The organism is Rhodanobacter sp. Root561, from assembly GCF_001427365.1.
Lineage (GTDB): Bacteria > Pseudomonadota > Gammaproteobacteria > Xanthomonadales > Rhodanobacteraceae > Rhodanobacter.
In genome coordinates this window covers 453,782-465,749 of the sequence record NZ_LMGH01000010.1, presented here as the reverse complement: position 1 = coordinate 465,749, position 11,968 = coordinate 453,782, and the positions used below count along the sequence as shown (strand labels likewise).

Genomic DNA, 11,968 nt, shown 5'->3' with positions numbered 1-11,968 from the left:
AAAGGTGAAACGCCGTGAACGGGGAAACGGGGTCAAACCGGTTGCGGCGCGGTAGCATGGCGCCCCTGCGCGACACCCACCGGACCGACATGATCAACAACGACGTACTGCGTTCCATCCGCTACATGCTCGACCTCAGCGACGGCAAGGTGGTCGAGCTGATCCACCTGGCCGATGCCGATGCCCCGGTCACGAAGGAAGATGTGCAGGGTTTCCTGAAGAAGGACAACGAGCCGGGCTATCTGGAATGCGGCAACCAGACGCTGGCGCTGTTCCTGGACGGCCTGGTGTTCCACCGCCGCGGCAAGGACGACAGCCGCCCGGCGCGGCCTCCGGAGAAACGCGTCACCAACAACGTGGTGTTGAAGAAGTTGCGCGTGGCCTTCGAGCTGAAGGACGTCGACATGCACGACATCCTCGAAGCCGCCGGCCTGCCGATCTCCAAGCCCGAACTCAGCGCGCTGTTCCGCCAGAGCGACCACAAGAACTTCAAGCTGTGCGGCGACCAGCTGCTGCGCAATTTCCTGAAGGGACTGACCATGCGGGTGCGCGGCAACGGCTGAGCGGGAAATCAGCTCGGTGTGAGGCTCGCCGATGACAGCGACACCGCCGGATAGTGTTCGACATAGGACTCGCCGTTGCAGCCGTAATAGGTCACCTGCCGTTTGAGCAGGTCGACCTCATAGCGCACCACGCCGGCGTTCCAGCTGGCCAACAGGAAGTCCGCAAAGCTGCTTTCCCCGGCCTGGTCGGTGCGCAGCGCGCGGATCAGCGCGGGCTGATCGAAGCCGGGCACATCAGCCATGCCGGACACCAGCGGCGTGCTTTGTTGCAGCACCGCGCCGCGCTCGGTCAGGTACAGACTCTGGCAGGCGGGCAGTTGCCACACATTCCGTGTCACGCCCGCGCGCCTCAGCGTTTCGGCGAGGTACGGGAAGCCGCCCACGCGGGGACGACCGGCCATGGCTTGCGCTTGGGCGGCTTGAAGGTGGGCCATCGCCTCACTCATGGGGTTTCTCCTGGTTCGTGCATGGAAGGTTGAGGTCAGGTTGTCGACGCGTGCTGCCTAATCGACAGGTGCCGCGCTGAACGGGTGGGCATCGGCAAGTTTCTGCAGAAGCCTGCGCAGCTCGCTCCGCTCGTCGGCGGCCAGGACGGAGAAGAAGTGGTTGTCGTTGCCGTTGGCGATGTCGGTGAGCGCGGGCAGCAGGCGCTTTCCTGACCGGGTCAGTGCCAGCAACTGCGCGCGGCTGTCCTGCGGGCTCGGGGTGCGCAGCAACAAGTTCTTGGTCAGCAGCTTGTCCAGCACCTTGGAAACGGCGCCGCGGGTCATGCCCATCGCGTCGGCGAGCGACGCGGCGGTGATGTCGGGATGCATTTCGACATGGTTGAGTGCGACCCATTCGGCGACGGAGAGCTGCCGTTCCTGCAGGGCGCTGGCGAAAGAGCCGGACACCTGGTTGGAGACCAGCCGCAGCCAGTAACCCAGGTGGGCATGCAGCGGATTGGGCGGGACTTTTTCCTTCGATGCGTTCGGCACGTGCGGTTCACCAGAAAGGTTCCATGGAACGCATATTGTTTCCATGGAACCTGTATGTCAAGTGCCGCGCCCGGGCGCCGGTTGCCTCAGGACGCCACCGTCTCGTCGGTTGTCACCGTGGCCTTGCGCTCCTGCTTGCCCCAGCCCACCGACGGGCCCTTGATGGCCGTCCAGACGGAACGCACCACCACGTAGTACATCAGCTGGCGGTAGCCGAAGCGTTGCAAGACCAGCCACCACAGCAGGCTCCACTTTTCCTTCTTCTCCATCGCGAAGGCCAGTGCGCAGGCGGCCAGGTCGATGGCCATGAAGGCGGCGTAGAACACCAGCATGCGCAGCAGGTTGGTGTCGTCGAACTGGCCGCGGTGTTGCAGGTAATCCAGGCTGGTGCTGATGATCTGCCAGACCAGCACCAGGTCGACGAGTGGCGAGACCACGGAAAACAGGATCTGGAACAGCCACACCTGCGGCAGCGCGATGGTGCCCAGGGAACCGTAGCGGGGATTGAAGGTGGCGTCGCGGTGCTTCCACAGGCATTGCAGGGTGCCGTAGGCCCAGCGGAAGCGTTGGCGGGCGAGGCCGCGGGCGCTGTCGGGGGCCTCGGTCCAGGCGATCGCTTCGGCGTCGAACAAGGTCTTGAAGCCGGCTTTCTGCACGGCGATGGTCAGGTCCTGGTCTTCGGCCAGCGTATCGGCGGGAAAACCGCCGAGCTGCTCCAGGGCTTCGCGGCGCCACGCACCCACCGCGCCGGGAACCACGGTGATCGCGCCCAGCGCGGCCAGCGCGCGGCGCTCGAGATTTTGCGCGGTGATGTATTCCAGCGCCTGCCACAAGGTGATCAGGTTGATCCGGTTGCCGACCTTGGCGTTGCCGGCGACGGCGCCGACCTTGGGATCGGCGAACCAGCGCACCAGGCGCGGGATGGTGTCCGGCTCGAACTGGGTGTCGGCGTCGAGCGCCACCACCACCGCACCGTGGGCTTCGCGCAAGGCGGTGTTGACGGCATGCGCCTTGCCGCCGTTGGGGATGGTGAGCAGGCGTACCCGCGGCTCGTCGGCGTAGTGCTGGCGCACCACGGCCGAGGTGGCATCGACCGAACCGTCGTCGACCACGATCACTTCGAGGTTCGCGTAGCGGCTCTTGAGGATCTGGCGGATCGAGCTGGCGATCACCTTTTCCTCGTTGTAGGCAGGAATCAGCACCGAAACCAGGGGCGGCTGTTCGCCCAGCACGGGCGCCACGCGCCGCTTCTCGCGGGCGCGGTTGAGCAGGGCCAGGCCGCCCAGCAGGATCAGTCGCGCCACGCCCAGCGCGATCGCCGTGGTCAGCAGCCAGCGGATGAAGTGGCCGAAGAAGCCCAGCGCCAGGAACACCACGCGGTCGGTCCACTGCGACAGCGAGCCGGGCGCGATCGGCGGCATGGTCTGCGCGCGGGTAAGCCCGGCCAGTTCCGACACGGTGACGAACTGGTAGCCCTGCGCGCGCAGGCTGTCGATGATCCGCGGCAACGCGGCGATCGTCTGCGAGCGTTCGCCGCCGCCGTCGTGCAGCAGCACCACCTGGCCCTTGCGCTCCACGTTTTTGGTGTTGATGGCGTTCAGCACGTTGTCGACGATGGCGTCGACGCCGGGGCGCTGCCAGTCTTCGGCGTCCACATGCAGGCCGACCGACAGGTAGCCCATCTTCTGCGCGATCTCGATCGGCACCAGTTCGTCGGCGGTGGTCGGTTCGGCGTCACCGAAATAGGGCGCGCGGAACAGCCGCATCGAGTGGCCGGTCAGCGCCTCGAACAGCCGCTGGGTCGCGTTGAGTTCCAGCGAGACGATGCCTGGCGGACTGTCGCCCAGGTTGGGGTGGGTGAAGGTGTGGTTGCCCACGTCATGCCCTTCGGCGACTTCGCGCTGCACCAGTTTCGGCGACATCTCGGCGTTCTCGCCGATGATGAAGAAGGTGGCCGGAACGTGCTTCGCCTTGAGGATGTCGAGGATCTGCGGCGTCCACTCGGGGTCCGGACCGTCGTCGAAGGTCAGCGCGATCTTGTGCGGCAGGGTGCCCGCGCGCTGGATCACGTAGGAGCTGGGCAGGGCGGTGTAGCTTTCGTCATCGATGCTGGCGTCGTCCTTGTCCACCTCGATGCTGCGTGCGCCGGCGGAAGGCTGCGAGGCGATTTCCAGCACCTCGCCCTGGCCTTCGATGTCGATGTCCTCACCGGCGCCGATGGTGCGCAACGGGTCGGGCACGGACGCCCCATACGGACGGCCAAACACCGACCACACCGACGGATCTTCCGAGCCCAGCCGCCACAGGGCGTAGCCGTAGGGCTTGTACTCGTCGGCGGCGTGGATCTGGTTGTACGCGGTGACGCCGTCGAGGAACCAGACCTGGTGGGTGCTGCCGTCGTCCTCGTCGTAGGAGAAATGCGGATTCTGCGTGTCAGGGTCGAAGGCGATATCGGCCTGGGCGTCGGAGGCGCGGTCCATCGCGTCCTGGAAGGTCAGCGCCTCGGCATTGTTGCCGTGCGACCAGTCGTAGCCATAGCTGCCGATCGCCACGATGGTCTGCTCCGGGTCCAGCTCCTTCATGCGTTTTTCGAGCGTCTGCTCGAACCATTGCTGGCCGGCGATGCTGCCCGGCGTCTTGCCGGCCCAGTGTTCGTCGTAGGCCATCAGCACCACGAAGTCGACGATGTCGGCGTAACCGGCATAGTCCCAGCTGGCGTCGTCGAACGGCACCGACAGCACGATGCCCCAGCCGTGCGGGTCGAACGCGTCGTTGAGTTCGCCGAGGAAGGCTTTCAGGTCAGGTTGCGCGGACTCGGGAAGGTCCTCGAAATCGATCGTCACGCCCTGGAAGTGGTTGGCCGCCACGAACGCCACGATCTCCCCGATGCGCGCCTGCCGCCGCGCCGGATCGGCCAGCAGGCGGGCCAGGCCGGGGCCGTCCCAGTTCGCGTCCACCGCGTTCTGCAGCAGCGGCAGGATCGGCGTGGAGGGCTTCTGCTTGCGGATCAGGTTGATCGCCTTCGCATCGACGCTGGTGTGCAGCGCCATGTCCTTGCCGCTCAGGCTCATCCACGACGGAATCACCCAGTCCAGCTGCGGCAGGCTGCGCTTCAGCGAGGAATAGCTGCTGTCGTCCCAGTTGACGTAGAAGCCGATCGCCAGCGGCCGGCCGGCCGGCTTGTCCAGCGAAGGCGGCGGCACGTGGCTGGCGGCCGCCTTGCTCGCATGCGTTTTCGGGGCATGCAACAGTTTCTGCCGCGCACGCACTTCGGCGGCCAGTTTCGCGGCGGGCTTCAACAGTTCCGGGGCAGCCGCCTTCACGTTGGCCAGGGCGTGCCGCGTGCGGGCGTGTTCGCCGATGTGCAGGCCGTCCATGGTCGGGCCCACGAACAGGCTGATCGCGCAGGCCACCACGAACAGGGTGCTGACCACCCCGGCCAGCAGGGCCAGCCGCGAGACATGGCTGGCGCGCCGGCCGGAGGGGTCGAAGAAGATCGGTTTCTTTTGCATGCCAGGGCCGGATCGACAAATACCGCAAGGCGCCAATCCGGTCGGGCCCCGACACGGATCGGGAGCGCGGATGTCGCGAGTGCGCAGTATCGCCGATCCATTATGCGTCGCATCGCATCGGGACCCGGGTCAGTCAGCCAGTGTTGCCCTCGCGCCGAGTGGTCGTGACCACGGCCGTGCCATCAGCTGATCAAGGCGCCGGGCACCGGCCGGCGGAAGTCCTCGGGGCGCAGATCCTGGGTCAATCGGAACACGCCTTCGCGCACCTTGCGCGGCAGCACCACGTCGAGCACGGTGGTCTGGTGTGGCCCGAGGATGGCGAACAGGTCGTCGCGCCGGTCGCTTTGCGCCAGCGCGTGATGGACCAGGCCGACCAGGTCCACCGGTTGCACGCTGGCGCCGTACGGACGATGGCTGGCGACGGCGGGGCGCAGGGTCTTGCGGCTGTTGCGCGGGTCGGCCACGCGGGCGTCGCCGGCGAGCAGGCTGTAGTCGAGGAACAGCGAGATCGTGGTGCGCTGTTTCGAATTGGCCTGGCGATCGAGCAGGAAGCCTTCCGGTAGCAGGTCGGCGCTGGCCGGCACGCCGGCGGTGAGCAGGAAGCCGGCGCCGGTCAGCGGTTCGCCGGCCTCGTCGGTGAGCCGCACGATCAGCAGGCTGCGCGGGTCGTGGATGTGCACGCGCGGCGCGAACGGGCCGGCCGGTTCCAGCTCCACCTTGTCGGCGTCGCGGGCGGCGTTCTCGCGATCGAACGTATCGCACAGCGTTTCGTAGTCATCCGCGCTGCGCACCTGCAGGCAGCGCAGGATCGCCGCCACGGTGTCGGGCGCCGCGGCAGCCATGATGCCCAGTCGGTCGCCGGAGTGCGCCGCGCCGGCGATCAGCTTGAACGCGCAGCGCGGGCCGCGGCTGAGGTTGAGCGCCAGCGTGTCGATGTCGCCATAGCGGTTGCCTTGCGGCGACAGCACGGCGTGGTGGGCGTTGAGGTTGGCCGCGGCGATGCGCACCACGCCGTCGGAGCCGTCCTCGCCGGTGTAGCTGTTGAGGTGGTCGTACAGCGTGCGGTCGGGGCGGTCGCCGGTCAGCACGAACGCGAACTGGCCGCGTTTCACCGGATCGTCGCCGTGGATGTAGTCGAGGTTGAGCGACAGCGACTGCGCGCTGCCAAGCTCCAGCCAGTCGAGTATCCGCTGGCCCGGCTCCACCCCGTCGAACCACGACTTGAGCCGACCGAGCAGGCCCTTGCCCAGTTGCGCCAGGGCCGAGCCGAAGTTCGCCGGTGCCAGCATCACCAGATGGCTGAGCCGGATCGTGCTGTGCGTGGCGGGCCGGTCGCGCTGGGCGCGCAGCCACTCGCGGATCACCGGGCCGCCGGTCGAGTGCGTGATGCAGGCGAAGCTGGCGTCGAGCAGGTGCAGGTCGCGCAAGGCGTGGTCGAAGCCGCGCACCAGGTCGGCTACGGTCACCGCGTCGTCGAAACTCACGTACTCGGAAAGCCAGATGTCGGCGAAGCTCAGCGCGACGCCGGCCGCGGCCGCGTGCCGCTGCAACTGTTGCGGCAACTGGCCATAGGTGGAGGTGTCGGTGACGCTCCAGCCGTGCACGAAGACGAGGGTGGTCATGCGCAGACTCCGATGCGTTGATCCATGCCGGGCGGATTCCCCGTCGCCATGCCTCCGGCATGGCCTGCGATCGCGTCGGCGCGGGGCACCGGCATAATGACATCAGCACCCGCCATCATCCACCGACCTGTCCGGAATCACCGATCCATGACCATGAACGCGTTGCTGATCCTGATCGTGCTGGCCAGCGTCCTGGCATGGCTGCGCTGGCGCCGCAGCAGTCGGGTGCTGTTCGGCCTGGCCGTGCTGCTGTTGCTGGCGACCGGCTGTGGACCGCTGCCGAGCTGGCTGCTGGCGCACCTGCAAGCGGAAGTCGCGACCGACGTGCCGATCGTCTGGGGCCAGCGCAACGCCATCGTGTTGCTGGGCGCCGGCACGGTGCGCGCGGGTGATGCGGGAGCGGTCGAGGCCAGCCTGTTCGCCTATGGACGAATCAGCAAGGCGGCGATGTTGTACCGCGCCTGCCGGCAGGCGCCACGCGATTGCAAGATCGAGGTCAGCGGCGGCGATGCGCGGGGACTGGGCCAGTCGGAGGCGGCGATCTATGCGCTGGACCTGCAACGGCTTGGCGTCGATCCCGCCGACGTGCTGCTGGAACCGCGCAGCATGAACACCTGGCAGAACGCCCAATTCAGCGGCCCGTTGCTGAAGGCGTATGGCGCCGATCGCGTGCTGCTGGTTTCGTCCGGTTTCCACCTGCGTCGGGGCATGCTGTACTTCAGCCACTTCGGCATCCATGCCACGCCGGTGCGCGCCGACTACGTCAGCGGCGTCGCCTCATGGGAGCCGTTGTCGTACAACTTCGCGATGGCCGACATGGCGCTGCACGAATACGCCGGCATCGCACGTTACCGCTGGTACAACGCGATGGGCTGGAACGTGGAGGCGACCAGGCCCGGCGCGTTGTAGGAGCGCGCTGCTACGCGGACTCGCGCATCACCATCAGGCGGAGCTCGGTCATGTCCTCGATCGCGTAGCGGATGCCTTCGCGGCCCAGGCCGGAAAGCTTGATGCCGCCATACGGCATGTTGTCCACCCGGAAGCTGGGGATGTCGTTGACCACCACGCCGCCTTGCTCCAGCTCGTTCCACGCCCGCATCGCGTGCTCCAGGCTGTCGGTGAAGATGCCGGCCTGCAGGCCGTAGTCGGAGTCGTTGACCATAGCGATCGCCTCGTCGAACTTCCGGTACGAGGCGAGCAGGGCGAACGGGCCGAACGCTTCCTGCCGACTGGCCTTGGCATCTTTCGGAACGCCTTCCATCAGGGTGGCGTCGAGCATGTTGCCGTTGCGCTTGCCGCCGCAAAGGATCTTGCCGCCGGCTTTCTTCGCTTCGAGAATCCAGCCGTGCAGGCGCTCGGCGGCAGCCTCGTCGATCATCGGGCCGAGGAAAACGTTCCTGTCCTTCGGGTCGCCGGCCTTGAGTTTCCTGGTGGCGGCGACCAGCTTGCGCTTCAGCGCATCGTAGATGTCGGCGTGGGCGTAGATGCGCTGCACGCCGATGCAGCTCTGGCCGGACTGGTAGAACGCGCCGAACACCAGGCGCTCGACCACCTTGTCCAGCTTCGGGCCCTGGTCGGCGTCGACGATGCACGCGGCATTGCCGCCCAGTTCCAGCACCACCTTTTTGCGCCCGGCGCGGGCCTTGAGGTCCCAGCCGATCTGGCCGCCGGTGAACGAGAGCAGCTTGAAGCGTTCGTCCTCGACCAGCGGCGCGGCGTGCGCGCCATCCAGGGTCAGGATCGAGAACGCACCCTTCGGCAAGTCGGTCTCGGCCAGCACCTCGCCGATGATCAGCGCGCCGATCGGGGTCTTCTCCGCCGGCTTGAGCACGAACGGACAGCCGGCGGCGATCGCCGGTGCCACCTTGTGCGCGACCAGGTTCAGCGGAAAGTTGAACGGCGTGATGAACGACACCGGGCCCAGCGGCACCCGCTTGGTGTAGCCGTGATAGCCGTCCAGACGGCTGGCCAGTTCCAGGTTGATCGTCTCGCCGTTGATCCGCACGGCTTCCTCGGCGGCGATCCGGAACGTCTCGATCAGTCGGGTGACTTCGCCGGCGGCATCCCTGATCGGCTTGCCCGCCTCGATGCACAGGGCCTCGGCCAGTTCGTCGCGGCGTTCGCTGAAACGCGCGACGCAGTGCTGCAACACCGCCTGCCGCGCCCACGGCTTGAACTCGCGCATCGGCGCGGCCGCCTTCACCGCGGCCGCGATCGCCTTCTCGGTGGCCTTCGCATCCGGCACCGCGACGCGAGTGGCCAGCTTGCCGCTGTACTTGTCGCGCACATCCAGCATCGTCTTCGATGTCTGCGGCCGGTTGGCGAGGTAGTAGGGATAGGTCTTGTTCAACATGGCGTTGGCCTGCGCTGGTGATCCGTCAAGCATAGGACGTCGCGGTGTTCAGAGGCTGTGAGGCGGCCTGCGTGGATGCGCCATGTCGCGGCATCGGCAGCACCGTGTCCGCTGCCGGATGCTATGCTCCCGCACCACGGACATGCCGGATTGATGATCGTTGATCATGGGGTTCGTTGAGCGCGTGGTTCGAACGTGGGCACGTGGATGCCTGGTGGATACATGTCATGGAGGACCGATGATTATTTCGTTGAACAAGCGACCGATGCGGACGATTGTCCCGTTTCTGATCTTGATGGCAGCGCCGGCCATCGGCATGGCCACGGCGTCATGCACGGATAACCTGCATGTAGTCATGGTGAGCGATGGCGCGCGCTTTTTCACGGCGACGTCCACTCATGCCGGGCTAAGCGTGCAACAGGCGTTCGACGATGTGCGGAAGATCGCCACCGCCGACGGCTATGTGATCGCCACCGAGCCGGACTACGGCAGCCCGAATCCCAGCATGGGGATCGGCAAGCCGCCGTCTCCCATTCCGACGCTGATCCAGGTTCAGCAACCCTCCGGGATTTCATTCACCTCGATTGTGTCCCCCGGCAAGGAGAGCAAAGGCGTGCCGGAGCGGCTGTGCGCGATGGTCGGCAAGTTCGAGGCCGGTCGGCCCGCCTTGCCGGATCAGGTCGAGCCTGCCCGGACGGCGGCGGAAACTATGGAGCAGTCGCGTACCACGATTCCGGTGACCAGGCCTGTCGTGAATATCCTCAAGCCGAACGTGCCGTTTGATCTGGCTGCCGCCAAGGCCGCGCTGGAGCCGGGGCACTCGATCATCAGGGGACAAGTGTGCGGGAGCTGGCGGGGCAATCTCGTACTGGGAAGCCAGCCGGTGCTGCTGTATCCAGCGACGCCCTACCTGCAACAGATCCTGGCGCTCGGCAAGAAGGCAAAGCCCGGCAGGGACCAGGTGCTGACGGACCCGGACCTGGTCGTGGCCCGGATGGAAGCCAAGCCCAACGAGAACGGCGAGTTCCAGTTCTCCCGGATGAAACTGGGCAGGTATTACCTGGTGACCAGCATTTCGGCGGTGCTCGGTGGCTCTCGCGACGTCTATGCCGGGCATGTGGACACGGACTACGGTTCGGGAAACGTGTACACCAGCCAGAACTTCAGTTACGGGTCGGATGCCGGAATCGAGCGGATCGTGGATGTGAAAAAGGATGGCGATACCGTCAAGGTCACCATGCAACCGCACATCAGCCCGTTCAATCATTCCGGGTTGGGCGGATCGATTCTCGGTTGCAGCAAGTTCGGCATGAAGGTGTCCCACGGCATGTAGTGTCGCGGTCGCCAGGCGCCATCCCGGCATGGCCGCTGAACAGCAGGGCGGGATTCGAGTGACGACCGAACGCTTCCGTCCTCGCCTGCCTGTCCTCGCCTGCCTGTCCTCACCTGCCTGTCTTTGCCTGCCTGTCCTCGCCTGGTCGAGCCAGGTCGTCCCGATCAGGGCATGCGCCGCTGCGCTGCTCAGTCCTCACGCACCCGCAGCCCCAGCTCCCCATCCGCCAGTCGCGCGCGCAGCGGCGTGCCGGGCGCGACATTCTTCGCCGAGCGCAGCACGTTGCCGTCGGCGTCGAACATGATCGCGTAGCCGCGTTCCAGCGTGGCCAGCGGGCTGATCGCGTGCAGGGCGTGGCCGGCGTGGCGCAGGGCGGTTCGCCGTCGTTCGAGGATTTGCGCGATGGCGCGGCGAAGGTGCTGATCCTGTTCGGCGATGCGGCGTGCCAGCAGCGGCAGACGGGCGCCGGGATGTCGCGCCAGCAGTCGGGCCTGCAATCGTTCCAGCCGGGTGCCGCGTTGCTGGCCCTGTTCGCGCAGCACCACCAGCAGGCGGTGGCGCAGGTGGTGCAGGCGTTCCCGGTCGCGCGCCAGGCGCGCTTGCGGGCGCTGGGCCTGCAGCCGCGCGAACAGGTGATCGACGCGTTGCGAATGTGCCTGCAGCCGGCGTTGCTGCAGGGTGGCCAGGCGTTGCCGCAACTGCCGCAGGTGGCGGCCAACCGCCACCGCGTCGGGCACCAGCAATTCGGCGGCTGCCGAAGGCGTGGGTGCGCGCAGGTCGGCGACGAAGTCGGCGATGCTGAAATCGATCTCGTGGCCCACGGCGCTCACCACCGGCACCGCGCTGGCGTGGATCGCCCGCGCCACCGCCTCGTCGTTGAACGCCCACAGGTCTTCCAGCGAGCCGCCGCCGCGGGTCAACAGCAGTACGTCGTGGCGTGCGCCGTTTGATGCCTTGCGCAGCATGTTGACGATCGCCGGCGGCGCCTCACGCCCCTGCACCGGCACCGGCAGGATCTCCACATCGGCCAGCGGCCAGCGCCGCGCCAGCACGCTGAGCACGTCGCGGATCGCCGCGCCGGTGGCCGAGGTGATCACGCCGATGCGCCGGGCGTAGACGGGCAGGGCACGCTTGCGCGCCGGATCGAACAGACCCTCGGCATCGAGTCGCGCCTTGAGTTGTTCGAACTCGCGTTGCAGCGCGCCTTCGCCGGCAGGTTCCATGTACTCGGCCACCAACTGGAACTCGCCGCGTGGTTCGTACAGGCCGACTTTCGCGCGCAACAACACCTGCATGCCGTCGGCGGGACGGAAGCGCAGCGCGGAGGCTTTCATCTTGAACATCGCGCAGCGCACCTGGGCGCCACTGTCTTTCAGGGTGAAGTACAGGTGCCCGGACGCAGGCTTGGCCACGTTGGACAGTTCACCCTCGATCCACACCTGCGGCAGGGCATCGCCCAGCAGGTCGCGCACCAGCCGGTTGAGCGAGCTGGGGGTGAGGATGTGGCGTGTTTCGGTGCGGTCGTACGGCGCTGACATAAGGGCGCGAGCCTAGCACGATGCACGGTATCAAGTTGTTGGAAAACATCTGCTTGACGCGGTAAGCGCA

At 66.8% G+C, this 11,968-nt stretch carries 9 protein-coding genes; 3 read left to right on the top strand and 6 right to left on the bottom strand.

Annotated elements, in window-relative coordinates; all coding sequences use genetic code 11:
* The first annotated feature begins 89 nt into the window (after positions 1–89).
* Positions 90–563 carry a DUF1456 family protein gene (locus ASD55_RS08615; RefSeq protein WP_056718994.1) on the top strand — a complete coding sequence of 158 codons (474 nt, stop codon included), beginning with the start codon at positions 90–92 and terminating at the stop codon, positions 561–563.
* 8 nt (positions 564–571) lie between these two features.
* Here the strand turns inward: ASD55_RS08615 and ASD55_RS08610 are convergent, their stop codons facing one another.
* From ASD55_RS08610 to ASD55_RS08595, 4 genes are all read right to left on the bottom strand, one after another.
* Positions 572–1,009, bottom strand: a complete 438-nt coding sequence (locus ASD55_RS08610; protein ID WP_056718996.1) for a DUF1398 family protein — start codon at positions 1,007–1,009, stop codon at positions 572–574.
* A gap of 57 nt (positions 1,010–1,066) precedes the next feature.
* Positions 1,067–1,540 (bottom strand): MarR family winged helix-turn-helix transcriptional regulator, encoded by a 474-nt coding sequence (locus ASD55_RS08605; RefSeq protein WP_056718998.1) that lies wholly within the window; start codon positions 1,538–1,540, stop codon positions 1,067–1,069.
* 86 nt (positions 1,541–1,626) lie between these two features.
* The gene (locus tag ASD55_RS08600) at positions 1,627–5,052 is read right to left on the bottom strand and encodes a glycosyltransferase (protein ID WP_056765256.1); all 3,426 of its coding nucleotides are present in this window, start codon (positions 5,050–5,052) and stop codon (positions 1,627–1,629) included.
* 182 nt (positions 5,053–5,234) lie between these two features.
* Positions 5,235–6,674 (bottom strand): hypothetical protein, encoded by a 1,440-nt coding sequence (locus ASD55_RS08595; RefSeq protein ID WP_056765253.1) that lies wholly within the window; start codon positions 6,672–6,674, stop codon positions 5,235–5,237.
* A 153-nt stretch (positions 6,675–6,827) separates the two neighbouring features.
* Between ASD55_RS08595 and ASD55_RS08590 the strand changes: the two genes are divergently transcribed.
* A complete protein-coding gene (locus ASD55_RS08590; RefSeq protein WP_235577765.1) occupies positions 6,828–7,583 on the top strand; it encodes a YdcF family protein in 756 nt (251 codons plus the stop codon).
* Between the two features lie 10 nt (positions 7,584–7,593).
* Here the strand turns inward: ASD55_RS08590 and ASD55_RS08585 are convergent, their stop codons facing one another.
* Positions 7,594–9,027 (bottom strand): aldehyde dehydrogenase family protein, encoded by a 1,434-nt coding sequence (locus tag ASD55_RS08585; RefSeq protein ID WP_056765248.1) that lies wholly within the window; start codon positions 9,025–9,027, stop codon positions 7,594–7,596.
* Positions 9,028–9,265: 238 nt separating this feature from the next.
* Here ASD55_RS08585 and ASD55_RS08580 point away from each other — a divergent pair, with 238 nt between their 5' ends.
* A complete protein-coding gene (locus ASD55_RS08580) occupies positions 9,266–10,360 on the top strand; it encodes a hypothetical protein (RefSeq protein ID WP_056765245.1) in 1,095 nt (364 codons plus the stop codon).
* 188 nt (positions 10,361–10,548) lie between these two features.
* Here ASD55_RS08580 and xseA read toward each other — a convergent pair whose 3' ends face one another.
* Positions 10,549–11,898 carry an exodeoxyribonuclease VII large subunit gene (gene xseA / locus ASD55_RS08575; RefSeq protein WP_056765242.1) on the bottom strand — a complete coding sequence of 450 codons (1,350 nt, stop codon included), beginning with the start codon at positions 11,896–11,898 and terminating at the stop codon, positions 10,549–10,551.
* Between the last annotated feature and the right edge of the window lie 70 nt (positions 11,899–11,968).